Genomic DNA, 25,603 nt, shown 5'->3' with positions numbered 1-25,603 from the left:
GTAATTGAGATTGGTGTAAAAAGGAATTTTTAAGCGAGGGAATGTTGATGAAGTATATTAAAGAGTCGCTCTTTGTTGTTTTTCTGTTATTAATCTTAGGAGGTGTTTTTCTTCACTTTGGTAGATATTTTAATTACATGCCCTATGATACAACTTTAGATGATTGGGTGAAAACAGCGTCTTATTTTAATAATGTAATTACCCCTTTTCTAGTATTGATGTCAATAATTCTCCTTTATTTGACATGGAGAACAACTCGAGCAGAATTAAAATCGACCAACGATAGCCTTGAGCTTGACAAGGTGATAAAAGTTATAACGGTTATGCTGGACACTACAAATGGGCAGCTAAATAAAGAAGTCCCAACCTCACAGTTATCACAGGCTTTCGATAAAATAGTGAAAGAGTGGCAATTTGGTAGTTATAGCCACATCCCGATTTTTGAAAAAAATGAAGATGAATTCATTCAAAATAGAAAGCTTATTCTATTTCTAGAACTACCCAAATACTCACACTTTGATTTATTAACTAATTTCGGAGATATCAATGTAGCTAATTCTCTGAAGACTGATCCATATGAAGAAGATACCTTTTTAAATGACGCTGTTAAGCATCACATGATTAATGCTTACCTGCTGAATTTACCTAGTGAAGAGTTACCCTCAATAATAAATAGGTACGTTACTATTCTTGAGTTTATAAACAAGTACAAAGATGATTCACTAATCAAAAATATACTAATTGACTTGTTTATTTTTAGTATTGACGAGATAGTAATTAAAGCTTTAAATAGATGCCCCGCAATAAAAAGTCATTCCATTTTTGTAGAAGCAATTAAAACTAGACTGTAAACCCCTTTCCAGCCGAAAGCTTACCCGCTAAATTTTATACTCGTTACCAGTGTTTTATTACGAAACTTGGTAACGATGCAACCACTCCCCCTACCCAAACGGCCTAAGCTATCTAACTTTACGTTAGTGCCAAATAGCCAAATACATTTGAACAAAGCCAATAACGCGACCGAGGTTTACGACCTTGAAGGTGCGTATTGGGAGTTTGAAATAGAACTTGCCAATGTGCCTGAGCGCGATGCATTGGCCCTTGATGGTTTTATTGCCAGCCTGCGCGGCCAAGTGGGCACGTTTACCTTGGTTGATTACCGCCGTGAGCAGCTTGATAAAGATTTTGTGGGCTATGTACGGGGTGAATACCAAGACGGTAATATTTTAACTATTGATGGATTGCCGGCTAATCAAACCTTGCTTGTTGCTGGCGAACGTATGCAAGTAGGTGTTGGCCAAAACACCGAGCTTAAAGTATTAACCCAAGACTTAGTGACGGACTCACTTGGCCGCGCCACTGTAATATTTGAATCCCCACTGCGTAAAATACCTGCAGACAACACCCTAATTACCTTTAAACAACCGGTTGGGATAACAAGCAAGGGCTTGCCAGTGCCCAGTACAAAAACGGCATTGTTACCAGCTGGAAAATCAAAGGGCGGGAGGCGTTTTAATGGAAAGCTTAAACGCAGCCCTACTCGCCGATTTAGCCACCAGTGGCCGCGCCCGCTTTTTTGTACGCCTGGCGTTTAAAAGTGGCGATGTATTGCTGCATACTGGCGTGGGTGAGCGCCTATTTGCTAATTTAACCTGGCATGGTGTGGGCATGCTTGGCACTGTAAGCGAAATACCCGCCAGCGATAAAAACGACAGCACCAGCATACGTTTAACCCTGCACACCCAAGACCAAGCAGTATTAGCGGAGGTAGCCGAAAACGACCCCATTAGCCAGGGCTGTGAAATTTACTTGGTAACCGTTGATGAGCATTACCGCGTTAGCCAAAGTCAGCTACTTGAAAGCGGCTACATTGTGGCGTGTGACGTAGAGCGCGGCGATGTATCGCAAATTCAGCTTAGCGTTGCAGGTGAAAGCGAGCGCTGGAAAGAAGCCCGTTTAAATCAGCGTTGGAACGACGCCACCCAAAAATCACTTTACCCGGGTGATGTATTTTTTAGTGAACAAACCACCGCGAACAAACAAAACCTACCCGATACACAACCTGGTAACTACATAGGAGGCAACCGCAATGAACGTCGCCGCTAAGCTTGCTGCTTTTATAAACCAACGTAACTGTGAACCGTTTAAATGGGGCAAAAATGATTGTTGCCTTTTAGTCGCTGATTGGGTGTTGTTTGCAACCGGTAACGATGTAGCTGCCGATTTTAGGGGGAAATACCGCACTGAAAGTGGTGCGTTTAAACAACTATTTAAACGTGGTTTAAACGATGTTGAAAGCGTGTTTAAAGAGCGTTTAAACCCAGCGATAGCGCTTAGTTACGCCCGCCGAGGTGATTTGGCGTTAGTTGAATTTAAAGGTGAGCTTGTGGGCGGCATAGTCACTGTTAACGCAGTAGTGTGCGTGGGTGAATACGGTTTAGTTACTTTGCCCATGACTGCTGTAAAAGCGGTGTACCCTTTGGAGCCGCGTAATGTCTAAGGTTGTTGATGCTGTTGTTGATACGGGCGGCGATATATTTGGCCTAGGCCGCAGTGTATTTGATAAAACTGTGGGCGCTTTATGGGATTCACTCTCCCCTGACCTGCCCGAAAATGATTTAGCCACCCTTGGCCAAGGCTTACAAAAAGGCATAGACCAACCCCGCCGTATTACCTTTGGCCGCGACTTAGTAGGCGGTGTTATTGCCCACCAAGCGGAGGTTGAAAAGAACGATAAAAAATGGATGCAATTAATTGTACTCATTAATGGTGCACCTATTGATGCACTTGAAGAGATTTACATTGCTGATAAAAAGCTAAGCGAATACCCAAGTGAAAGCTGGGATTATGAGTTAAGCGATGGCCGCCAAACTACTGCCAACGCTAAAGCGGTGGCTAAAATGACGGGCTGGACGAGCGAACACGTTGGCTTTGGCCAAAGTTATATATTTATTGAAATTGAAAATAATCGCGAAGTGTTTGAAGACGGCATTGGCGATATGGGATTTTTAATACGCGGTGCTCGTGTGTGGGACCCACGCGATACAGCCCAAGACCCTGACGATGAAAGTACCTGGCTTTGGACACAAAACGCTGTGTTATGTGCCCTGCACTATGTGCGGTTTTATGGCGCGTATGAGGTCCCGTTTAGCCGTTTGCCAATGCAGTGGTGGATTGCAGCAATTAACGTATGTGATGAAGACGCCGAGTTTACCGACGCTGAGGGCGTTGTTACGACTGAGCCGCGCTACACAACCAATGGCAGCTTTACCTTTAGCACCAAACCAATAGAGGTGTTAAACCAGTTAGAAGCCTGCTTTGCGGGTAAAATTTTTAGGCAAATGGGGCAATGGTATGTGCGGGTGGGCGCATGGTATGGCAACCCGACGTACACAATTAACCAGGATGATGTTCACGGCAATCTTAAAATTAAATGGCACGCTGATTTACGCGACCGTGCCAATGTTGTTAGAGCCACATTTACTGACCCTGAGCAAAACTACGACCGTACAGATGCGCCGCCTGTCGTGTCTGCTGGGTATCAAACCATTGATAACCAGGTATTAGAAAAGTCTATTTCACTGCCGTTTGTACGCAGTAGCACCACAGCGCAGCGCTTAGCAACAATCCACTTAGAACAAACCCGCCTTGGTGAAATTGAATTACCGCTTAAGCACAAAGGCCTAGCTGCAGCCGTTGGCCGTACTGTGCTTTTAAACTTACCCCGCGAGTCGATTAACAATAAAATTTACCGTGTAACCGAGCGCCGCTTTAGATTAGACGGCGGCGTGACCTTGATGTGTGTTGAAGACGGCCCCGATTTATGGGCTGATAACATAATTCCTGGTGCGCAAGATTTAACCCCCAACAGTGACTATTTAGTGGGTAAACCTCAGCCTGTTTTTGATGTACGGGTAACAATAGACGGTGACGGTAACGGCATAATCAAATGGAACCACCCGACTCCGCTTGCTGTAAACGAATACGATGTTGAGTTTTTTAATACTGCAGCTAACGAGCCGGTATTTAAAACCTCTGTTACGTATACACAAGTAACTATTCCTAATTTGCAATTAGGCGAATACACAGCACGGATTAGTGCTAAAAATATATTTGGCCAACGCTCACAGCTTGTTGCTGTACAATTTAGCGTACTCACCCCTACTTTGCCGACTGTGTATGTAACAGCTGATTATAACCAAATTACGTTAACCGCTGAGATTGCCGCAGCTGGCATTGGCACCGCGTTTGAGTGGGAGTTTTTAGGCACTAACGCACAGCCACAAAGCGGCGAACGTGTGCTTGCACAGATTTATAATCGCATCGGTTTAAAAAGTGAGACTGAGTATAAATTTAGAGTGCGCAGCGTTAATCACTTGGGCGCAAGTGACTGGGTGAATGTAACGGCCACTACGACCACCGTTGATTTAACTGAGTACATTAATGAATTACCGCTCACTAAATTAAGCGAAGACGCCCAAACCCTTATTGCAGACATAAACGCTCAAGTTGATCGCCTGCGCCCTGAAACCGAAAACAACTTACCCAGCTTAATTGCTAAAAACCTTGATGCGATCACCGGCCTTGCTGAAAAAGTACAGCTGATTGACGCTGAGAACCCAAACAGCTTGCAGCAACAATTAGCCGACTCAAACAGCAAAATAACGGATTTAGAGCGCGTAACCGAGGTTTTAGACGAAACCAACCAAAACAGTTTACCTGCACTGATTAAAATCAATAACATTGCCATTGAGCAGCAACGGTTAGAACAGCAAAGCATTGGTTTAAGTCTTTTAAACGTGACTAGCGCGTATACAAACTGGCGTACTGAGTACGAGCGCCGCACGTTTAACAACGAACGTTTAATTGATGCGGCTGTGTATGTTGATCCGGATACTGGCACCATCGTTAACCGCGCCTATGCCATTGCCGAAGAAAGTTTTAATAGCGCCGCGCTGATGATTGATGGTGTGAACAGTAAAATTACGCTGGCGTCACAACAAATTGCTCAGTCTCAAAACCGTATAAGCCAAGCCGAGGCGCAGCTTATTGTACAAGCCGCACAAATCAACCAAAAGGCAACATTTACCGAGGTTGAGGGGCAAATAGCCAGTGCATTGGCTGCGCTACAGCCTGCGTATAGTTGGCAGTTTAATACAAGTAGTGAAGGGTTTGATCCTGATAGCCATAACGCGCTGGGCTACATCGTGGCCACCACCCAAATCAGCAGCCCCACCATTAGCTATAACGCTGATGAAAACCCCATGTTTCGCCTGCGCGTTCGTAAACACAACGGCGCAACGTGGCAAGGTGATATTAAGTTTAATGAAGACACCACTACCCTGCATTTACCTGAGCCTACAAGTAATGATTTTGAAACTTTAACGCTCGATGCCACAGGCACGACGGGCTATACAGGCACCATTACCAGCTTAGAGTTTGACTTAGGCGCGTGTGATATTGATTTTATCGAAGTGGGTAAACGCGGTGCTAATGACCTAGCACTTGCTGATATTACCGCCCGCACAACAGAGCTTGAGCAAGACATTAATGCTGCGACAGGCGTAATGGCCCAGTATGCAACAACGAGCTGGGTTAATGCACTGGGCTATCAAACGCAAAGTAATGTACAAACGCTGATTGACTCGTTTAATACTCAGTACAGCATTGCAGCTACTCTGCAAGAGTTTAACGACCAAGACATAATAGTTAAAGCCAATGCAGCGCAAACGTGGATCGACGGTGCAAACGCCACGATTCGCGACCAAGTTACCAGCATTTTAAACAGTGACGATGGCGTAAACCAACGTATTAGCACAGCTGAACAAACAATAGATGCCATTGCAGGTGAAATTAGCCAAAGCGTTACCCAAGTAAACGGCTTAGAGCTTGATGTAAAAGCCTTAGGGTTAAGTGAGGTGCTTGCAGCATACAACAAAATGCAGCAAGACAAAGAGCTGGCCGAGCAAAGCTTTAGCTTATCTGTAGCTAACCAAAAGCTTACTGCAGTAAGTAACGATATTGAATCACTGGCAACGCAAACGCTCGAACTTGCTGGCTTATACGGCCAAAACGCCGCGTTTTTAACAAGCCTAAATCAAGCATTTGCAAACGAGCGTACAGCGCGTTCAAGCTCTGAACGTGAATTAAGAGCTGAAATAACCCGCGAAGGTACGCGCTCTGTTGCTCAAGCCAACGAACGGGTTGATGCCATTGTTGGTTACTGCGTAGATGCAGAGGGTAATAAAGTTGATGAAGTTGACGCCCTAGCATGTATTGCCGCTGGCCATGAATGGGTTGATGGCCCCCTTGTACAGTTAATTAACGACTACACCACCGTTTTTGTTAATAGCAAAGCCTATCAAACAGCGGCAAATGTTCAGCAGTTCATTAGCACGTTTGACGGTGAATACAACATAACAGCGACTATCCAGCAGATTAACGATGAGGGCATAATCACCGCCGCCAAAGAGGCGCAGCAGTGGATTAACGCAGCGGATGGCACCATTGAAAACTTGATCACCCAGTTTGTTGATAAACCAAACGGTATTAACGACAACATTTCATTTGCGTATGATTTAATACAAGCCAATGCCGATGATCTAACTGTTACGGCTAACGCACAGCAGCAACTATCATTACGAATGGGCAGCGCTGAGGCTGATTTAAATCGCCTTGATGAATTGGTGATCACCGAGCAGCAAGCCCGTGCAACGCTAGGCAGTCAATTACGCATTGAATTTCAAACGCAAGATTTAGCCATGCTTGCCACAGCGAATGAATTTACTCGGGCAGTAACCGGCTATTGTGTTGATGAAAACGGCGAACGTGTCGATGAAGACGATGCCGTTGCATGTGAGGCGGCAGGACATACCTGGATTGACGGCCCAGCCGTGCAACGCGCCGTTGAAATTGGTGCTGCATGGGTAATGCTGCAGAGGGGTATATTGAAAACCAGATCACGTTATTTAATGATAAAGAAGACGGCGTAAACGCTACCTTTGCGAATGTAAAACAACGCTTAGATGCGGCCGAGGGCGCGGTAACCACCAACATTTTACAAATTCAGGGCTTGGAACTTGGCCAGCAAGCGCAGGGCTTAAATGACGTTGTTGCCGCGTATAACAAAATGATGCAAGACCAGGACTTGGCAACGCTCAATGTTAAAGCGTCACTCGCGAATGAAAAGCTGCAAGCACAAACAACAGAGCTTGAAAGTTTGGCACAGCAGCAGCTTGAGTTAGCAGCCATTTTTAACAACAGCAACGCAATTATTACGTCACTAAACAAGGCGGTAGCTAATCAATATCAATCAAGCGTAATACGTGATCAGCGTTATCAAGCCACGTTTGATAACGTAACCGCTCGTTTTAGTGATGTAACCACAGCTATTGCCACCATTAATGAAGCCAACACCCTGCGTGATGTTGAGTTTGAATCGTTTGTTGCAGACACAATCGCCAGCTTTGACGAAGTAAGCGAAACATTCGCAAGCCAAAACCAAGCGTTTAGCACGTTACAACAAACGCTTACCAGCAAAATCGAAACGGACACAGAGGCCGCTAAAACAGAGGCTATATCAAAAGCGCAAGAGTATACCCGTACTGCCGTGGGTTACTGCTTAGATGCCCAAGGCCAAATCACCAGCGAAAATGACGCCGTACAATGTGTGGCCGATGGTGGCTCTTGGGTCAATGGCCCACTTGCTGAATTTATCGCAAACATGCAGATCAGCGACGGTGAAAACAGCGCAAGCATTAAAGAGCTGCGCCAGTTATTTACCACGGTTGACGGTAAGTTGGTTGCTCGCGGTGGCTGGACGCTTGATAACAATGGCCGTGTAACGGGTATCGCCGGTTATAACGATGGTGAAATTGCGAGTTTAGACCTCGTTGGTGACATCATTCGCCAAGGCGCAATGGTCAATAATACGTTTGTTCCCACGTCCTATGTTGATAACAGCGACCCTCTCAACCCACAGCATGTTATACGTGGCCGCTTAGTGCTTGGTGATGGCCACCAAGTACAAACGCTCGATGATATTAAAGCGCAGGATGGTGAGGACGGTAAAGATGGTATTAATGGTCAAGACGGTGCCACTGGACCGCAAGGTATTCAGGGGCCAAAAGGTGCTGACGGGCTAACCACTTATACATGGTTAAAGTATGCTGATAATGCCAGTGGTGCTGGTCTTAGTAACTCCCCCACCAACAAAGAGTATATTGGCTTTGCTTACAATAAAACCACGGCCACAGAGTCAACCAACCCCGCTGACTACACATGGTCAAAAATAAAAGGCGAAGATGGCGCAAATGGTAACGATGGTGTCCCTGGTGCCAAAGGCGCGGACGGCCAAACGACCTACACTTGGATTGTATACAGCGACAACGCCAATGGTTCTGGCATGTATCAAACCCCTAACAGCAACACCAAGTACATTGGTATTGCTGTAAATAAAACCACTGCTACAGAGTCAACCAACCCAGCTAATTACACATGGTCATTATTTAAAGGGGCAGATGGTCAAGATGGAGCGAGTTCTTTTACCCTTAATGCTGTAAACGCCAATGCAGTAAAAACGGGTAACAGCGTTACTAAGGTTGCCGGATCATTAGGCTGGGATGCGGGTGCTCAGAGTGTGATGAAATACAAAGCATGCGTTGTATCTGCCACGTTAAATGATAGCCGCCATACTATTTTTGGACTAAGTAACACGGCCAACACCTCGGGTGGTTATGAGCACATTAACTACGCTCTGTATGGTGATCAAGGTTCAATTAGCATCTATGAATCCGGTACGTATATTGGCTTTTTTGGTAGTTACACAAGCTCAGACAATCTCGCTGTTGAGTGTGATGGCGAGTACGTACATTACTACAAAAACGGCGTAGTTTTTTATTCATCACTCACAGTACCAAGTGGTGTTTACGGGTTTGATTGTAGTATTTATCAAGTAGGTACAGAGCTTACTAACATTGCATTTACTCAATTGGGTTTGGCGGGCTATACCCCGATTAAGGGGGTGGATTATTTTGATGGAAATGACGGCAGCTTTGTTAGTTTCATTTACATTGCGGCTCAGTCAGTGCCAGCAAAACCAACCGGCGGCAGTTTTAATGGCACTGTAGAGCAAATACCGCAGTATTGGAGCGACACTCCTGTGTATGTGGCAGGTTATGTCACGTATGTATCTAAAGCGCGTTATGTATCAAACGGCAATGCATGGATTAATCAAGGGTGGAGCAACCCTGTACCCTATATTATAAAAGGCACAAACGGTAACAACGGCACAAACGGTAGCCGTGGCGCTGGCCGTTACACCATAGGTAATACAGAGGGCATTTGGTACAACAGTCTAGCGAATAGTGCGGTACCAAGCGGCACCCCCGTCATTGATGACATTGTTACTATTTATAAGCTTAGTGATCCTACGGTTGAAACCACCAAAAAATACAACGGTTCAACGTGGGTTGGTTATACGCTGCTAGTTAATGGTAATGCGTTGATAAAAGGCTCAGTGGAAGGTGATAGCTTTAAAGCAGGAACACGAATTGAGTCACCTCGTGTTGATATGATTGGTTCTGCTACGATGAAAATTGAATACATGGGGGGGTTTGGCCCTGATAATTTATGGTATTGGTATGGACCTCGAATTTTATCCGATGGATTGCCTAATTTAAACGCATTGACGAAAGCCAATGCAATAGAGTGGAAAGATGTTTCAGGTAATATTTACATTTCCGGATCTATTACCGCAGGAACACTGTCTACATCAAAACAAACAACCGACTTATCAGCTAGCGCAGCCGTAGCTATAGGCCCATTTGGTAGTAATGGTGGCATTATAACTATCAAACTTAGTTACTCCGTGTTTGCCCTGTCAACCGAAGCCGATAATGTCTGTCCTATCAACTTTACGTCCAATGTCTCCGTCGCACTGGAAAAGAAAAATCCATCGGGAACATGGAGTCTGGTAGATACCTTAACAGCATCGGCATCAACGCTCTGTGATTATGAGTCCGAGCATAATCAATCGTATACAACAACGTCTATGTTTGGGTCTTTAACCTACACAGATAACGACATGAACACAGCCAACAGAGAGTATCGCGCAAGAATATTGTCTCGCGGCACGTATCACACACAATCAAACTTTACTAGACAATCAATCAGCTTAATATCAAGCGAGGACTAAACCATGGCAGCATTTACAGCCAGTCAAGCCAGCGTGACCAACGGCTCTAAAGTGGTCACAATCAACAGCGGCGAGAGTATCGCCAACATTAGACAAGGTGACTTTTTATTCTTAGCGGGGTTTTTAGTTGAGATAAATCGCGGCTACGTGGGTGGCTCAAGTCAGCAATATATTGAGCTTGTTAAAAACTGGGCTAACAGTAACCAGTCAAGCCAACCCGCTGTTGTAATACCTACAACCGGCGATTTTAGAGCCGCCGTGGATGCTATTAACAACGCTAACAAAAACGTCTACGATAACTTTGTGGCCATGCAAAACTGGCAAACAAACATGGGTACTGTCGCGTTTACTAATCAAGACGGCACAACAACCACGGTTAAAACGTTAAAGCAAATTGAAGCTGACAACGAGGCACAAATGGACGCGTATCACCCCTACCCGTGGGCAATGCGCAAGGTTGAGTTTGAAGCTCGCCGCGCAGAGAACAATGAAAAGTTTGCGGCCAGTGGTTTTGTGCATTTTGGAAAACATTTGACCTCCGCCGGTGGTGCTATTAATCAGGGGCTTTGGGTTTTAAACTCACAAGGCCGAAATTTGGTTATGGGGCGTGGCACTAGCGCCCTAGGTTTGTCTAAGAAAGATTACCCTGTGGTCAATATAAGTGGAGTGCTAACTAACATTGAATATATGAATAGTGCTGTCCGAGATAATTATATACAGCTTCCCAACGTAGAAGATGGGCGCCGTACATACGATATCGCAACAGGTGTTTCTGCCCAACATGCCTCCATTTCTATAGCGTTCGCCAGTGAAACGGCTACCAACAAAGTAGTGACCGACCGCGTTGATATGTGGGGGGTTGAAGCGTTCTTGCGTGAAATCAACGATGCTGATCCTTTTGTTTATAAATATGGGTTAATTCAAAGTCAAGCGACCAATATTAATGGGGTTGCAACCGCCAGTGATAATGTTCGCTCAATCACCTATTTTGCATGGTATGAGGGTGACACAACGAGTCGTGGGAAAGGGGTAAACTGGCAAACCGCCAGTGAAGCCCAGCGCATGGTTATTGCAAGTGACCTTGAAAACAATATTTTCTTTGATGACGTAACCGGTAAGTTTTATCAGTGGACCCTTCGCGGGCGTTCGTTTGCGGGCGCAGGTAATGGTGATTGGTCAGAGCTATTTAGTATGCGTGGGGATGGCGGGTATTTAAAGTGGGATGCTAACTCGTTAGTGTTACCAAAGGGTACGCTGGATTATAGTCCGGAATATACCAAATCAGCAGCCATATACCTAGCGCACAACCAATCCACCATTTCTAATTTGAAAAAAGGGGATTTTGGACTGTTTAAAGTAAGGGATTTTTCCCATGAGGGCATAAACTACCCTGAGGATGTTTGCTCCGACGGTGAATGCTATTTTCTAGTGTTTGGCACAGTTAACCGATTAAACAAAGGCGCATATCATAAACAACTAAACCCCTTTGGTGCTAATCGATTTGTTAGACAGTCTTCACCCGAAGTGGGGGGCGATACTTGGTCTGTTACTGGGTATCCTTACGAGTCTGTTTTTGATTGTTTTGAGACCGAAGAAAACGGAGGCGCTAGAGCTAATAAAGATTTTGGAATAGTATACAATGGAGCCTCAGGTAGGCCTGATGGTCGTTACTACGATGTCATTTATACCAGCGGCCAAGGCGGTGTATGTCGTGATATGCGTTACTCAGCGTGGTGTTTAACTCAAGAAGATTTTGCAGAGGCCGATCTAGCTATTAAGGCTGGAAATTACCGAGGTACCGAACAGGTTCCAGTTATCAAAGCGGGTACAGTGACGACCATTGGCTCTGTTTTTAATGATGGTGTTACAAAATTGATAGTCTCAGGTCAACGCTTTAGTGATGACTTCGAAGGCTGGCAAGGATATACAAAATCATCACCAACAATTCATGTGGGTGTACCTGGTTGTTTTATAGTAGATAGTGAGGGGAATCTACAAAAAATAAAGCTTGTAACAATTCGAACAAACTCGGATTCAACATGTTATGTTGTCGGTAATGTCACGTCTAAATTCCCAAATGGAACGTATACCGTCATCATTTCAAGAGATGATTTAGGTAGTAAATATCCCTTTATGGCACATGAATTTAATTACACGGAAGTCCAAGGCCCACTTTCTGAGATTATACTCTGTGATGACCTTAGGGATGGTTGGATCGGGGGTTACTTACCAGATTTACCTGATGGCACAAAAGATGAGTTCCAACTTACCCGACCTTATACGGGAACAGGCACAGATATCACTCGCACACACACGTTAGATAGGGGTGCAACGTGGACTTACGCCGCAACGGCAATTGGTAATGCGGCTAAAAACACAGTTAACGTTACGGATATGCCCGCTAATCAAGTAACAATTTGGCAGTATAAAACTAAAGCGAATATGACTAAAAGTACTGTTAATTCTGCTACTAGAAATATAAACAACGTTATAGTTTCTGACTCAGCAACCCAAGCGCGTGATTTAGGTTTCTCACTGACGGATAATGTTAATACCTCAACAATCAATCAAGCAGTTGAACTAGGTTTAAACCAACTAGGAATTGAATTAGCCACAGGTAGACTCTCAGCAAGTAAAGAGACAAAACACGTTACTATTCCGCTTGTAACGCCAACAAATAATAGTCGGGCATTCAAAGCTCTCAACTACAACGTTGTTGAAAACCAGCAAGGTTTTATCAATTACGCTTACACAGAGTTAACACACAACGGCACAGATTGGGGTGACGATGGTAAAATTCACATTGTAGATAACCAAACCACTATGCTAGACGAAAACGGTAACACCAACTTAGTTGGCACATCACAATGCGTTGAACCACTTGGATGGATTAAAAATGACAAATAAACTCGATGCTATTTTAGATTTTATCGTTTTAGATGACGAGCAAGCCCCTGTTCTTAACGAACAGGGTTTACCAACCCTTAAGCAAGGGCCAATAGTAAAAGACTTGGCCCAGCTTATCGCTAAAGGCAAGGTTCAGCACATCGAACGTTTTGCTGAAATTGCAGCCCAAGGCGAACAATGGCAATGGGCGCGTGACTACTACGATTATTTGGTTGAGCTAAACCGAGTTAACGAGTACAACGCTAACGTGCCAGAGCCGGTGGCTAATGAAGATGGAACCCTGACAACGGTTGAGCCACTACCAGAACCAACTGTACCAGAGCGGCCAGCGCTTAAAACCGTTGAACAAGTCTTAGAGACTTATGCTAGGCAAATAGATAAATTGCGTGGCATTGAATTTAAAAACATTCATGTATCTTTGAGTGAAACAAATCAAAATGGTTTATCCGCTCTAAAAAGCGCATTGGAACTTGCAAAAGAGTTTAATGTTGAAGAGCAGTTCTTCCCAATAAACTTTAATGCAGAAACATGTAAAGGCGTTGAAGTTGTTGAACTGTTAAACGAAACCGAGTTCAAGCAATTTGGTTTAGATTTCATATTGGCGCGCAAGGCTTTCTTTAGCTAACGTTTAAATCGGGTTTAAACACTGTTTAAACACTGTTTAAACCCTACTCTTTCCAAACATCAATAAAGACCCATCTAAATAAAGTGAAATTCCACTGTAATGACTCAATCAAATAAAAAACAAAGCCTATTTAACATAATTTAATGCATTCTAAAATCTAGCGTCTTTTTTTCTAAATTTCTGCGGCGGCTTACAGTTAAGTTGTTTATATCGCTATTAATCAGTTTTCCACTTGTGGCATCACAGCAAAACACCTTACTTCACTGACTTGCGACCAATTGAAACTCTTCTCGATTCTCTAAGTACTTTTTAAAGGTAATGCGAGCATGCCAAAGCTGTTCTTCAGATTGTGTTAGGTAAATTAATGGCCCTGAGGTTTCTTTTGCTAAGTGCAGCAGCTTGCTGTATTCGCGGGCGTCTATTTTGCCATCGGCAAAATAAGATTCGGCAACATGAATAAACTCATGGTCGTTATAAACGTCCATGTGCCAAATAAGCGAACGATACATATTAGCTGTCACCTCGGCAGATGCTGTGGTTTTGTTAAACAGCTGAACTTCGCTGTAAATTGAATTTCCCGTGATTGCTATACCAACTAAAGATAAAGTTGTGAGTGTCATCATCCATTTCATGCTCAACGCCTCATCATTACGTATGAGTATAAGTATAGAAGATGAATATTACATTTGATGTTTATTTAATCAATTAAGCTGCTAACGGCTATTTTTATAATTAATGGGTCTTGTTTTTACAGGTAATATTTATGGAATGAGCTATTTATTGTTCCTGCGTAACTTTTTACAAGAAAAACAATAAATAGCTGATTTTACTAATGAAGTGCAGCGGTAAAGGGAATACTCTGGCAAATCTCGGCTTCCGCTATGAGTATTTCTTCTAAGCGGGTATCTACGTCATTTTTATCAAAATATTCGTAGGCTAATTCAACGAAGAGGTTTTTATGTTTTTCTTCTGATTTAGCAATAGCGACATAAAAATCTTTCTCTTTTCCAGCTGGCAGTGCTTGTGCAACTAAAGAGAAACGTTCATGTCCCCTCGCCTCTATCACTGCGCCAACGAGTAGCCTATCCATTAAAAACTCGTCACGGCCATTTCTAAAAACAGCACGTATTTGTTTTACGTAGGGATCTTTTTGGTCGTTACCTAGGTTAACGTCGCGGTCAAGGAGTAGTTTTAGCACTTGCTTGAAATGAATCATTTCTTCTAGTGCTAAATCGGTCATTGCTTTAACAAGCTTTCGGCGATCAGGGTAATGAGACAGCATAGACATAGCCATGCCAGATGCTTTTTTTTCTGCCGCGGCATGATCCTGTAAAAAGGTATCAAAATCCGCTAGCACGGCTTCGGTCCACGAAAACGGTGTATGGTATTTTAATTCAAACATAATTATTTTACCTAAAAACTAATGGCGCGATTTTAACGTAATTGAATTGCAAAATCTTGTAGTTGAGGCAATTTAACTAGCTATGATGCCTATTATCTACAATGGTTCTGCTACATTTAGTTTTATGGGTATAATTGTTTATCAATTTTACCATTTGCTGTTGATGAAATTTTCAGAGGGTGCTTTATTGCATTCCAAGCTGTGACCTTGCCACCTATATTCATTTTTTCAAACTGAGTGAGTGTTGTGCCTATTTGTAAGAATGCACAAAGTGCTGCAAAGCTATGCTTATCCGCGATATCAATAGACAAAAAGTCTTCCGGACGATTTGAAAAATAACGCTGGGCAGTATCTTTGTGTTCATCATAGCATCGTTGTAAGTAATCATCAGTTTCAAGATCATGGCTCGAAAAGTCACCAAAGGTATTTAAATAACAGCGCTTAATGTGTGGGTTGAACCCCCCATCCTCTCGCGTTAGGTTTTTATGCATGCGCTGCAATAGTTGGCGGATTGACGGCAACCATTTATCAAACGCTCGCTCTAGATAAATAAACTTTGCGTGTGGGTAAAGCTTATCAAGTTGTTGATAGTCATTAAAAATGGGCGTGTCAGCTATCACTTGTGCATCGGAGAAGGTTTTTTGAATGTATGCCGTATGCGCACATCTAAAACCTAACTGTAGAAAAGCATGACAAACACTGGTGGTTCCAGTTCGCGGCAAACCAATAATAAAAATTTTAGTTTTTGATTCCATAAGTGCTATTTATTGAGTCGGTTATCTTTTAAGTGTGAACCACAAAGCCAGTGTGAGTAACAACAGTGGATAGCAATTATTCTGCTCATGCTCTTGTTCTGGCTTAGGATAAATAATTTAGTATTAAAAAAATCGACCTAATAGTAAAGCAAGCGCGCTTAGCGCTAATGTCGCAAACGTAGCTAACATACCAATGACTCTCAGCTTTAGGGTGTTGTCGTAAATGGCAATGCTATGACAAACGCGACCAAACACCAGTAACATCCCTAAAATATGGCAGTAGTGACTGCTTAGCCCTTGAAACTCTGCTAAAAATATTAATATTAGTGCAAAAGGCACGTATTCAATAAAGTTCCCATGCGCGCGTGTAGCCCTTAGTAACTGCGGGTTATCGTCTGTGCCGAGTGAAATTTGATTAGATTTTCGCACTTTCACTACATTTATACTTAAATAAATATACATAAAAGCTAATACAGCTGCGTAGAAAGATATGATCACAAGAATAGTCCCCAATAGTTTTTACCATGATAACACAAGATTTATTCACGAATACCCAGCAGTCATGTTGATTTGTATGCTAACGTATTGTTTGCTTAACTTTCTAGGTTAACAGCCCTTAATTCACCAGATAAAAAGGATTGCCATGTTTACACCACGTAAAATTGCAGATAACTACCGAGAAATGATCAATAGTATTGGGTTTTACCCTTCAATGCTGGCTGTTGTATTTTTGTTGTTTGCGGTGTTCACTATGTCGATTGAATACACTGAAATAGTAAAAACGATAAAAAAATACTTGTCGGTTGTATTAGTGGATAGTGAAGAGAATGCGCGGACCATTTTAAGCACTTTGGCTGGCAGTATTATCTCGCTGACGGTGTTTAGCTTCTCTATGGTCATGATTGTATTAAATAGCGCCAGTGCAAGTTTGTCGCCTCGTGTTGTCCCTGGCCTTATTACTCGCAAGTCACATCAAATGGTGCTTGGGTTTTATTTGGGGAGTATAATTTATTCAATTATTATGCTGATCAACATCAAGCAACTTGACGATAATACAGTGGCTATTCCGGCCCTTGGGGTTTTATTTTCGTTAATTTTTGGGCTGATCTCACTGGCACTGTTTGTGTATTTTATCCACTCAATTTCTAAAGCAATTCAAGTAGATAATGTGTTAAATGATTTATTTAAGCACACTAAAAATGTCATACAGCAAATTATTACGCGCCAGCAGCAACATAAAATTGATAACTTCCCTGATTTTGAGCATTGGTATTCTATCGGCAGTAGTACCGAAGGTTATTTTAAAGGGGCGCACAGCGATAAGTTATGTGCCATTTTGGCGGAACATAAGATTGAGTTATATATTGTGGTTAACCAAGGTTTTTTTACCGTTAAAGGTTACCCATTTTTAAAATGTAATCATGATTTAAGCCAAGATCCTGAACTACTCGAAAAGCTACTTAACTGTTTTATATTTTATATAGAAGAGTATATTAGCGACCATTATCGCTATGGGTTGACACAAATATCTGAAATAGCAGTTAAGGCAATGAGCCCAGGTATTAACGATCCTGGTACTGCGGTTAAAGCAATTGATATGCTGAGTATTTTACTGATTGAACGGTTAAAAATTAGTGATACTAATTACTCACTAAAACACAGTGATGGCTCACCATTATTGTATTTACACGAGACTTCATTTGACGAGCTGCTGCATGATAATTTCACCCCGATTCGTAATTACGCTAAAACAGATGGCTATGTAATGACCAATGTCTTAGAGGCGTTTAAAAACATACTGTTTATTGCCCATACAAATGACTCTGCAACCAAGAGTTTATTTAATTACTTAACGGCAATTGTTGATGATATAAACGAGCATATTAGTAATCAATATGACCGAAAAGAAGTGACTAATATGCTCAAAGCAATCGCTAGGATCAGCCCTGAACAAGGAGAGCAGTTGCTGGTGCGGTTTAAGCACCAGCATGAAAATAGCTAGTCGCTTATTTATCCTCAATTAAGTAAATCGCATAACTCGAAGCACTAATTACTAACTCACCAGCATGGTAAGCGTCTGGCACAAAACTCCCCGATTCAGCGTCTACCATGTTGGCCATTTTGGCTCGCATATAAGGTTGTACATTCGTCTCTATTGGACTCATTGATGCACTGTATAGACCTTTAATTTTTACATCAAAGTCAGATGCAAACTCTTCGGCAGCACTTTTTGCATCTTTAATTGCCATTTTTTGTGCTTGCTGCTTTAATTCTTGAAATCTGCTAGATACAAATTGAGTTTGATTTATTTCGTTAATACCACCACTGACCAAGTTTTGTAACAGCTGTGGGTATTTATCAATTTCTTTTAACGTCAAAGATAAACTGCGTGAGACTCTAAAACCAACAAATTCTTGTTTATTGGTTTCGCGATTGTATTGGTTTTCTCGATGAATGCTTATTTGCCCAGCGTTAATATCTTTGTCTAATACACCGGCTTGTTTTGCAAGTTTAATTGCTTTAGCCATGGTTGTATCTGCTTGTTGTTTTGCGGCCATAAGATCTTTATTCACCTCAACAATACCAACATCAAGCATAACATTATCAGCAACGGTCGTAATTTTTGCTTGGCCTTGAATATAAATGTGTGGGGCATCTGGTGTACTGGCAGCAAATACATTGAAACTAAATGCTGCGGCTAACAATGGTAAATAACGCATAAATATCCTTAATAGTTTTAGTTTAGTTATTAGATACGGTACGCGGTTAATTTAAAATGAACAAGCCTAAAAAAACAGGCCGAAGCCTGTTTTTAATCATTCACATATTAAATGCTACAACGTTTGTAATTACGATATTTTGGTAACCAATAATTTTTATTGATTGCTGCCCATAACATGTCATCACTTATCTCTAGTGCAGCGCCCTCTTCGATGGCTTTTTTAGCAACGCCGAACGCAATGCGCTTACTCAATGTTTCAATTTCGGTCAGTGCTGGTAGCAAGCTACCTTTACCTGTGTTTGCGCGTGGCGACGACTCCGCTAATATTTCGCTCGATACCATGAGCATTGCATCGGTAATGCGCGTCGCTTTTGCTGCGATCACACCTAAGCCAATACCAGGGAAAATATAGCTGTTATTACACTGCGGAATGACAAATGTCTCACCATTGTATACAACAGGTGCAAATGGACTGCCGGTAGCAACAATAGCACAGCCCTGAGTCCAATTAATTACGTCTTCAGGCAATGCTTCAACTTGTTTAGATGGGTTACTTAATGGGAAAATGATCGGTTGCGCGCAACTTGCGTGCATAGCACGAATAACTTGCTCAGTGAATAAACCGGGTTGCCCTGACACACCTATTAAAATATCAGGCTCGCCGCAGTGCATTACATCAAGTAGTGAGGCGTATTCACCGCTGTATATCCAATCAGCTAACTTATCTGTTGGCTGTGCAAGTGCTTGTTGGAAATCACGTAATCCTTCCATGCCTTGGGTTAACAAGCCAAAACGGTCAACCATAAATACTTGACTGCGTGCTTGTTCATCTGAAATACCTTCTGAGATCATTTGCGTAATGATTTGTTCAGCAATACCACAACCTGCAGAACCTGCTCCAACAAAAACTACTTTCTGCTCAGACAGCTTTACGTTCTTCACTCGACATGCAGCAAGTAAAGACCCAACCGTCACTGCGGCAGTTCCTTGGATATCATCATTAAAGCTACAAATTTCATCGCGATAGCGTTTTAATAATGGCATTGCATTCGGTTGAGCAAAATCTTCAAATTGTAATAACACATTTGGCCAACGGCGCTTAACGGCTTTAATGAATAGATCTAAAAATTCATCGTATTCATCTTGTGCAATACGTTTATGACGTGCGCCCATATACATAGGATCATTGAGTAATTTTTCGTTATTCGTACCCACATCTAACATCACTGGCAGCGTATACGCAGGGCTGATACCACCACATGCGGTGTACAATGATAATTTACCAATTGGGATCCCCATACCACCAATACCTTGGTCGCCAAGGCCAAGAATACGTTCACCATCGGTAACAACAATCACTTTTACTTTACCTTTGGTGGCATTACGTAAAATATCGTCAATCTGATAGCGATCTTCGTATGAAATAAATAGACCACGGGCACTGCGGTAAATATCTGAGAATTTCTCACAGGCATCCCCCACCGTTGGGGTATATATAATTGGCAACATCTCTTCAAGATGATCGCGTACTAAGCGATAATAAAGCGTTTCATTATTATCTTGAATCGCACGTAGATAAATGTGTTTGTTTAAATTGTCCTGAAAGCTTGAATATTGTTGGTAACAACGTTCAACTTGTTCTTCAATTGTTTCATAGCGAGGAGGCAGTAATCCTGCTAGGTTGAAACTTTCACGCTCTTTTTGTGTAAATGCGCTGCCTTTATTAAGTAGTGGTGTTTCAATCAGGCCAGGGCCTGAATGGTGGATATAAAGATAATTTGGGTCTGTATTTGTAGTCATAAGTCCAAGCTTAACGATGTCTTTAAGTTGCGATCTGCCATTATTGCCGTTGCATATTAAAAAGCAATGACATTCAACCTTGTCAGACCATTAAAAGAAAACACTCGATGTGTGCTTAACACACGAATAAGTGGTAATTGTACATTAATTCACGACGTCTATTAAGGCTTATTAGCAGGCATTTCATGCTCTTTAAGCACAAAATTGTGCTCACTTAAAGCTACCCCTTCGCGACGCGGATCAGCAGCACCAAATAAGGTATCGTTAGTTACTTCAACGGCATGAAGTCCAGAGTTTAAATCAACTACTTTCACTGTGTGTCCACGTTTTTGTAGTTCAGGAACAATGGCTTCTAACGCAGTCCCTTTCTCTACGCTGGTGTAGCTATTACGGTTGGTTATTCTTGGTAAGTCGATTGCTTGTTGCGCAGTTAACTGCCAATCTAAGACGCCTATCACTACTTGCGCTACATAATTGATAATACGACTACCACCAGGAGAACCAACGACTAAGCGTAAGCTGCCATCTTGATTAAACACCATCACAGGTGACATGGAACTACGTGGGCGTTTTCCCGCTTCAACACGATTCGCTAATAATTTGCCATTTTTACGTGGTGATAATGCAAAATCGGTTAGTTGGTTATTTAGAATATAGCCGTTTACCATGACAGTTGAGCCAAATGCCATTTCTATTGAGCTGGTCATGGATACTGCATTACCTTCACTATCAACTATCGATACATGAGTGGTCGATGGTAATTCATAGGCATCATCTTGTGCGTAACTAAGCCGTGGACGAGGTTGACCTGCAACGGCTTTTTCATCCCGTTCAGTGATCAGTTTTGCTCGTTCCTCTACATAGCGTTTATCAAGTAACTCGTGAGTGGGAATATCAGCAAAGTCAGGATCGCCCATATACACATTACGATCAGCAAACGCTAACCGTGAAGCTTGGCTAAAGTAATGCAAAGCCTGCGCTGAATTAGGTTTAAACTGCCCCATGTTCTTATCTTCAAGTAGCGCTAGTATTTGTAAAACAGCGACACCACCGCTGCTAGGTGGTGCCATAGAGCACACTTTATAGGCATGATAAGGAGTGCACACGGCATCGCGTTGCTTACTTTGATAGTTGGCCAAATCAGTTAAGGCTAACGTGCCTGGTGCAACGGGTGAATGAGTAACAGCATTAACCATCTGCTTGGCGTTGTCGCCTTTATAAAAAGCATCAATTCCTTCAATGGCTATCCGTTTATATAAATCGGCTAGCGGTTGATTCTGCTTAATTGTACCTATCGCAAGTGGCTTGCCATCTGGAAAAAAATAATCACGGATCACCGGTAATTTAGTCACCCCTGGGTTTATTTGCTTGGCTAGTAACGCATGTAACCGTGGTGAAACTACAAACCCCTGTTCAGCAAGTTCAATGGCCGGTTTAAATAACTCAGCCCACGCAAGTTTGCCATATTGTTTATGAGCTTTAGCAAAGGCATGTAATAAACCAGGTACACCCACTGAGCGCCCCCCCACCACAGCTTCTATCCACGGTGCCGCGTTGCCATTTTTATCTAGAAATAATGTTTCATCAGCATGACTTGGGGCCGTTTCGCGACCATCGAAACTGGTCAGTCTATTGTCCTGTTTGTCATAATGCAGCATAAAAGTACCGCCACCAATTCCTGAGGATTGTGGCTCGACTAAAGTGAGTACAAGTTGCGTTGCTATTGCAGCATCTACAGCGCTACCACCTTGAGCAAGTATTGCTTGCCCTGCTTTTGCTGCATACGGATTTGCCGCAGCAACCATAAACTGTTTACCCGTTACCTGCTGTTTGTATTGATGACCGGTTGCCGCTTCTGGTTCGCGAATTTCTCTCGGGGATTGGCTGGCTAAAATGGGTAAAGCAAGCAGCGTTAAACTAAAGGCAACACTACGCTGAAAAGGTAAAGACATAAAAAAGCCTGATTTGCATTGAGATATTTGGCATCTTAAAGTTAAACGGGCACAATATGCAAAATTTTACTATGAAAATAAGAATAAAATGGTCAATTTACCACTGCAACCGCGTTATATTTTACCTCCTTTATGTTTAATGGCATTGAGTGCTTTATTAGCGGCATTGAATTTAAACGATGTTTTAGAGTTTAATCGCCAATTAATTGAGCAAGGCCAAGTTTGGCGCTTGTTGACCAGCCAATACGTTCATGCAAATTGGCCTCACCTAGGGCTAAATTGTGCGGGCATTATATTGATATGGGCGCTGCATGCCGAGCATACGAAACCGACGCAGTATGCACTACACACTGTGTTTTTGGCTGCTTGGTGCGGGATTGGTATTTATTACTTTTGCCCAGACATTCGCATTTATACCGGTTTGAGTGCGCTATTACATGGTGTTATTGTTTGGGGAGCAATTAAAGATATTGATGCGGGTATGAAAACGGGCATATTACTTTTTATTGGTATTTGGCTCAAAATTGCCTACGAACAATTGAATGGCCCAAGTGCGGAAGTTGGAAAACTAATCGCTTCACGGGTAGCCATTGATGCGCATCTGATCGGCGCAATAGGTGGAATTGTGTTAGCACTGCCTCTCGTTATGACTTATTTAAAAAAACGCCAAGCTTAAGCTTGGCGTTTTTATTTAACGGTTTATAAAGTTTCTTTAAATAACTTATAAATACGACGATATTCATCTAACCAACTTGAAGGCTGAACAAAACCATGGGGTTCAACTGGGAAGATAGCCGTTTCAAAGTTTTCTTTTTCAAGCTCAATCAAGCGTTGTACTAAGCGTACTGAGTCTTGGAAAAATACATTATCATCAACCATTGGTGCATTGATCAATAAGCGATTTTTAAGTCCCTCAGCATAATAAATTGGTGAGCTTTTTTCGTACGCAATAGGATCAACATCTGGATGGTTTAAGATGTTTGAAGTGTATGGGCCATTATAATGTGCCCAATCTGTAACAGGACGCAGTGCAGCACCTGATTGGAATAAATCCGGTTGAGTAAACAAGGCCATAAACGTCATAAAGCCACCGTACGACCCCCCATAAGTGCCAACTGAGCCGGTATCAACATTAGCATTCTCAGCCATCCAGCTGACACCATCGGCTAAATCTTGAATTTCCGGTGTGCCCATTTGACGGTAAATTGCAGTACGCCAGTCACGTCCATAGCCTTTTGAAGCGCGATAATCCATATCCATTACCACATAACCTTCAGAGGCTAATAGAGAATGAAACATAAACTCACGGAAGTAACCAGACCAACCCATGTGCGAGTTTTGCAAATAACCGGCGCCATGATTAAAAATAACGGCTTTTCGGTTTTTGCCGCTTTCTCCTTCTACGTAATCAGCAGGATAGTACACTTTCGCGTAGATTGGTTGTTCTGTATGACTTGATGGAACCGCAACAATTTTTGGCGCGATCAATTGCTTTGCTAAAAACTCATCAGATACGGTATGTGTAAGCTGGGTGACTGTTGTATTAGCTTTCGCATCTGCGACATATAACTCTGGAGGCGACATGACCTTTGAGTGCGTTAACAATAACTTACTTTGATCAGGGCTTAACTTATAATCAGTCATGCCGTCTAAATTAGTCACTTGCTCAGACGTTGCATTAGCAGGGTCTACACGATAGATCTCATAAAGGCCTGGATGCTCAACGTTCGCTTTATAATAAATTGCGCTATCATCAGCTGTTAGAGTAAGGTTAGAAACGACAAATTGACCTTTGGTAAGTTGCGTTGCTTTACCGTTTAGTGGCTTTTTATAAATGTGGCTATAACCCGTTTCTTCTGATAAATAATACAAAGTATCGGTGTTATTTAACCAACCAAAATCATTATACGCATAGTTAACCCATGCATCATCGTGTAAACGGTGTTGTGAAACTAGTTTTGAGTTTTCAATATCAACAGTAGCCAACCAACGATCTTTGTTGTCCCAAGCTTCGAGCATAATGGCAACTTGAGTTCCGGCTTTGTTCCAAACAATCGCACTTTGGTTCCACCCCCAATCCATCATCAAGTTAATAGCGCGTGGTGATTTTTTCGATTCGTAGGTTTTGCCTTCACGAGCGAAGTTTTCTTTTTTAACTGCCGCTAACACATCTTCATCAAAGCCAGGTAAAGTATCGTATGCCAGTGTAGATTGCTTTTTCTCAACTAAATCAATATAAATAACTTCCGATGAGATTGGTTTTTCATCAGCAACACGACGACGTACTTTTTCAGCTTTGACACCTGCATCACCGGCAATATAATTTGGCATTATATCGCTTTCATCTCGCCATGCGCGACTTTCTTTAACCACGGCAATTAAGGCTTTGCCATTAGGTGATAGTTGCACATCAGCCAGCTCATTACCTTTGCCTAAATAAAATTGTGCATTTGCAATCGATGAGTTTTGTGCATTAATTTGCTCTTTACGAGCTTGTTTATCTTTTTTGTTTTTGTGCGTCAGCGCAATGTAATCGATGAGTTTATGTTGCTCTTTGGCAATATAAGTTGCAGGCTCAGCAATACCTTGCGGCGCATCACTTAAGTGTAAATTAACAATTTCCGTTTGTTGCCCTGTTGCTAAATCCACTTTATAAAAAGTGTTACCTTGGCGGTACGCTAAATTACCATCGGTTAAAAATTGTGGCTTAGATTGTTTAGCGCTGTCGTGTGTAATTTGTGTAATAACACCCGAATTGATATTTTTAACAAATATGTTGCCTTCAAATACATAAGCTTGAATCGTGCGATCTGCCGAATAAACAGCATTTGCCGCGCCTAATGTATGTAATTTATTTAGCGCGACTTGGCTTGCAGCTTGGCTATTCACTGCTTGAGTGTATAAATCTCTTAGCTCATTACCCTGTTGTTTTTGCGCATACACAACCGTTTTTGAATCTGCGGCCCAAAAAGCACGTTCAGCTTGGCGACCTAACCAATCAGGGTGAGCCATTGCTTGCTCGAGCGTAATTGCTGCAGTGCCGGTATGAGCAGGTGTTGCCACAACCGTTGCGATTGCAGCCTGTGGCTGCTCAATTGGCGTAGATGCGGTTGATTGACAACCCGCTAAGATAAAGCTTGATGCAACACTTAATGCAACTAAGGTTTTTTTAGTAGAAGATTTAAAAATCATAGGGCTTCTGTAAGGTTATTGGAATTGCCTTAATTTAATCAGAAGCACCTATG

General features: G+C 42.4%; 18 protein-coding genes. 10 read left to right on the top strand and 8 right to left on the bottom strand.

Annotated elements, in window-relative coordinates; genetic code table 11:
* Positions 1 to 47: 47 nt before the first annotated feature.
* The 8 genes from PHAL_RS0117550 (at position 48) to PHAL_RS0117515 (ending at position 13,727) form a co-directional block, all read left to right on the top strand.
* The gene (locus PHAL_RS0117550; protein ID WP_016709741.1) at positions 48 to 851 is read left to right on the top strand and encodes a hypothetical protein; all 804 of its coding nucleotides are present in this window, start codon (positions 48 to 50) and stop codon (positions 849 to 851) included.
* Between the two features lie 75 nt (positions 852 to 926).
* Positions 927 to 1,595, top strand: coding sequence for a hypothetical protein (locus PHAL_RS23185; RefSeq protein WP_020465259.1), 669 nt, complete (start codon positions 927 to 929; stop codon positions 1,593 to 1,595).
* Positions 1,516 to 2,106: a hypothetical protein gene (locus PHAL_RS0117540; protein WP_016709740.1), complete on the top strand. Its 591-nt coding sequence runs from the start codon at positions 1,516 to 1,518 to the stop codon at positions 2,104 to 2,106. The genes PHAL_RS23185 and PHAL_RS0117540 overlap by 80 nt, the downstream gene beginning before the upstream one ends.
* Positions 2,090 to 2,500 carry a DUF6950 family protein gene (locus PHAL_RS0117535; protein ID WP_016709739.1) on the top strand — a complete coding sequence of 137 codons (411 nt, stop codon included), beginning with the start codon at positions 2,090 to 2,092 and terminating at the stop codon, positions 2,498 to 2,500. Before PHAL_RS0117540 ends, PHAL_RS0117535 begins: the two co-directional genes overlap by 17 nt.
* Complete coding sequence (locus PHAL_RS0117530) at positions 2,493 to 6,992, top strand: phage tail protein (RefSeq protein ID WP_016709738.1); 4,500 nt, start codon at positions 2,493 to 2,495, stop codon at positions 6,990 to 6,992. The genes PHAL_RS0117535 and PHAL_RS0117530 overlap by 8 nt, the downstream gene beginning before the upstream one ends.
* Positions 6,923 to 10,195 (top strand): collagen-like protein, encoded by a 3,273-nt coding sequence (locus tag PHAL_RS24430; protein ID WP_016709737.1) that lies wholly within the window; start codon positions 6,923 to 6,925, stop codon positions 10,193 to 10,195. Before PHAL_RS0117530 ends, PHAL_RS24430 begins: the two co-directional genes overlap by 70 nt.
* Before the next feature lie 3 nt (positions 10,196 to 10,198).
* Positions 10,199 to 13,102 carry a hypothetical protein gene (locus PHAL_RS0117520; protein WP_016709736.1) on the top strand — a complete coding sequence of 968 codons (2,904 nt, stop codon included), beginning with the start codon at positions 10,199 to 10,201 and terminating at the stop codon, positions 13,100 to 13,102.
* Positions 13,092 to 13,727, top strand: coding sequence for a hypothetical protein (locus PHAL_RS0117515; protein WP_016709735.1), 636 nt, complete (start codon positions 13,092 to 13,094; stop codon positions 13,725 to 13,727). Before PHAL_RS0117520 ends, PHAL_RS0117515 begins: the two co-directional genes overlap by 11 nt.
* Positions 13,728 to 13,987: 260 nt before the next feature.
* Here the strand turns inward: PHAL_RS0117515 and PHAL_RS0117510 are convergent, their stop codons facing one another.
* The 4 genes from PHAL_RS0117510 to PHAL_RS0117495 all read right to left on the bottom strand — a co-directional run bounded on the left by PHAL_RS0117510 (position 13,988) and on the right by PHAL_RS0117495 (position 16,382).
* The gene (locus tag PHAL_RS0117510) at positions 13,988 to 14,359 is read right to left on the bottom strand and encodes a hypothetical protein (protein ID WP_016709734.1); all 372 of its coding nucleotides are present in this window, start codon (positions 14,357 to 14,359) and stop codon (positions 13,988 to 13,990) included.
* Positions 14,360 to 14,556: 197 nt separating this feature from the next.
* Positions 14,557 to 15,129 (bottom strand): tRNA-(ms[2]io[6]A)-hydroxylase, encoded by a 573-nt coding sequence (locus tag PHAL_RS0117505; RefSeq protein WP_016709733.1) that lies wholly within the window; start codon positions 15,127 to 15,129, stop codon positions 14,557 to 14,559.
* Positions 15,130 to 15,251: 122 nt separating this feature from the next.
* Positions 15,252 to 15,884, bottom strand: coding sequence for a sulfotransferase family protein (locus PHAL_RS0117500; protein ID WP_016709732.1), 633 nt, complete (start codon positions 15,882 to 15,884; stop codon positions 15,252 to 15,254).
* A gap of 123 nt (positions 15,885 to 16,007) precedes the next feature.
* The gene (locus tag PHAL_RS0117495; protein WP_016709731.1) at positions 16,008 to 16,382 is read right to left on the bottom strand and encodes an MAPEG family protein; all 375 of its coding nucleotides are present in this window, start codon (positions 16,380 to 16,382) and stop codon (positions 16,008 to 16,010) included.
* Between the two features lie 145 nt (positions 16,383 to 16,527).
* Between PHAL_RS0117495 and PHAL_RS0117490 the strand changes: the two genes are divergently transcribed.
* On the top strand, positions 16,528 to 17,886 hold the full coding sequence (locus PHAL_RS0117490) for a DUF2254 domain-containing protein (protein ID WP_016709730.1): 1,359 nt from the start codon (positions 16,528 to 16,530) through the stop codon (positions 17,884 to 17,886).
* A 4-nt stretch (positions 17,887 to 17,890) separates the two neighbouring features.
* Here PHAL_RS0117490 and PHAL_RS0117485 read toward each other — a convergent pair whose 3' ends face one another.
* From PHAL_RS0117485 to ggt, 3 genes are all read right to left on the bottom strand, one after another.
* A complete protein-coding gene (locus PHAL_RS0117485; RefSeq protein ID WP_016709729.1) occupies positions 17,891 to 18,604 on the bottom strand; it encodes an SIMPL domain-containing protein in 714 nt (237 codons plus the stop codon).
* Between the two features lie 107 nt (positions 18,605 to 18,711).
* Positions 18,712 to 20,406, bottom strand: a complete 1,695-nt coding sequence (locus PHAL_RS0117480; RefSeq protein ID WP_016709728.1) for an NAD-dependent malic enzyme — start codon at positions 20,404 to 20,406, stop codon at positions 18,712 to 18,714.
* A 161-nt stretch (positions 20,407 to 20,567) separates the two neighbouring features.
* Positions 20,568 to 22,358 carry a gamma-glutamyltransferase gene (gene ggt, locus PHAL_RS23180; protein WP_016709727.1) on the bottom strand — a complete coding sequence of 597 codons (1,791 nt, stop codon included), beginning with the start codon at positions 22,356 to 22,358 and terminating at the stop codon, positions 20,568 to 20,570.
* An 88-nt stretch (positions 22,359 to 22,446) separates the two neighbouring features.
* On the opposite strand from ggt, the gene rrtA reads away from it, so the two are divergent.
* On the top strand, positions 22,447 to 23,034 hold the full coding sequence (gene rrtA, locus PHAL_RS0117470) for a rhombosortase (RefSeq protein WP_016709726.1): 588 nt from the start codon (positions 22,447 to 22,449) through the stop codon (positions 23,032 to 23,034).
* Positions 23,035 to 23,057: 23 nt separating this feature from the next.
* Here rrtA and PHAL_RS0117465 read toward each other — a convergent pair whose 3' ends face one another.
* Positions 23,058 to 25,550 carry a prolyl oligopeptidase family serine peptidase gene (locus PHAL_RS0117465; RefSeq protein ID WP_016709725.1) on the bottom strand — a complete coding sequence of 831 codons (2,493 nt, stop codon included), beginning with the start codon at positions 25,548 to 25,550 and terminating at the stop codon, positions 23,058 to 23,060.
* Positions 25,551 to 25,603: the final 53 nt, after the last annotated feature.

This window comes from Pseudoalteromonas haloplanktis ATCC 14393, from assembly GCF_000238355.1.
Taxonomy (GTDB): Bacteria; Pseudomonadota; Gammaproteobacteria; order Enterobacterales; family Alteromonadaceae; genus Pseudoalteromonas; species Pseudoalteromonas haloplanktis.
This window is presented reverse-complemented; position numbering and strand designations above follow the sequence as displayed.

What these genes read in the sequence shown, in the direction of transcription:
- PHAL_RS0117465 (WP_016709725.1), bottom strand. Translation starts at nt 25,550, where the DNA reads ATGATTTTTAAATCTTCTACTAAAAAAACCTTAGTTGCATTAAGTGTT.
- PHAL_RS0117515 (WP_016709735.1), top strand. Translation starts at nt 13,092, where the DNA reads ATGACAAATAAACTCGATGCTATTTTAGATTTTATCGTTTTAGATGAC.
- PHAL_RS23185 (WP_020465259.1), top strand. Translation starts at nt 927, where the DNA reads ATGCAACCACTCCCCCTACCCAAACGGCCTAAGCTATCTAACTTTACG.
- PHAL_RS0117530 (WP_016709738.1), top strand. Translation starts at nt 2,493, where the DNA reads ATGTCTAAGGTTGTTGATGCTGTTGTTGATACGGGCGGCGATATATTT.
- PHAL_RS0117520 (WP_016709736.1), top strand. Translation starts at nt 10,199, where the DNA reads ATGGCAGCATTTACAGCCAGTCAAGCCAGCGTGACCAACGGCTCTAAA.
- PHAL_RS0117510 (WP_016709734.1), bottom strand. Translation starts at nt 14,359, where the DNA reads ATGAAATGGATGATGACACTCACAACTTTATCTTTAGTTGGTATAGCA.
- PHAL_RS0117480 (WP_016709728.1), bottom strand. Translation starts at nt 20,406, where the DNA reads ATGACTACAAATACAGACCCAAATTATCTTTATATCCACCATTCAGGC.
- PHAL_RS24430 (WP_016709737.1), top strand. Translation starts at nt 6,923, where the DNA reads ATGGGTAATGCTGCAGAGGGGTATATTGAAAACCAGATCACGTTATTT.
- PHAL_RS0117485 (WP_016709729.1), bottom strand. Translation starts at nt 18,604, where the DNA reads ATGCGTTATTTACCATTGTTAGCCGCAGCATTTAGTTTCAATGTATTT.
- rrtA (WP_016709726.1), top strand. Translation starts at nt 22,447, where the DNA reads ATGGTCAATTTACCACTGCAACCGCGTTATATTTTACCTCCTTTATGT.
- PHAL_RS0117500 (WP_016709732.1), bottom strand. Translation starts at nt 15,884, where the DNA reads ATGGAATCAAAAACTAAAATTTTTATTATTGGTTTGCCGCGAACTGGA.
- PHAL_RS0117505 (WP_016709733.1), bottom strand. Translation starts at nt 15,129, where the DNA reads ATGTTTGAATTAAAATACCATACACCGTTTTCGTGGACCGAAGCCGTG.
- PHAL_RS0117550 (WP_016709741.1), top strand. Translation starts at nt 48, where the DNA reads ATGAAGTATATTAAAGAGTCGCTCTTTGTTGTTTTTCTGTTATTAATC.
- ggt (WP_016709727.1), bottom strand. Translation starts at nt 22,358, where the DNA reads ATGTCTTTACCTTTTCAGCGTAGTGTTGCCTTTAGTTTAACGCTGCTT.
- PHAL_RS0117490 (WP_016709730.1), top strand. Translation starts at nt 16,528, where the DNA reads ATGTTTACACCACGTAAAATTGCAGATAACTACCGAGAAATGATCAAT.
- PHAL_RS0117540 (WP_016709740.1), top strand. Translation starts at nt 1,516, where the DNA reads ATGGAAAGCTTAAACGCAGCCCTACTCGCCGATTTAGCCACCAGTGGC.
- PHAL_RS0117535 (WP_016709739.1), top strand. Translation starts at nt 2,090, where the DNA reads ATGAACGTCGCCGCTAAGCTTGCTGCTTTTATAAACCAACGTAACTGT.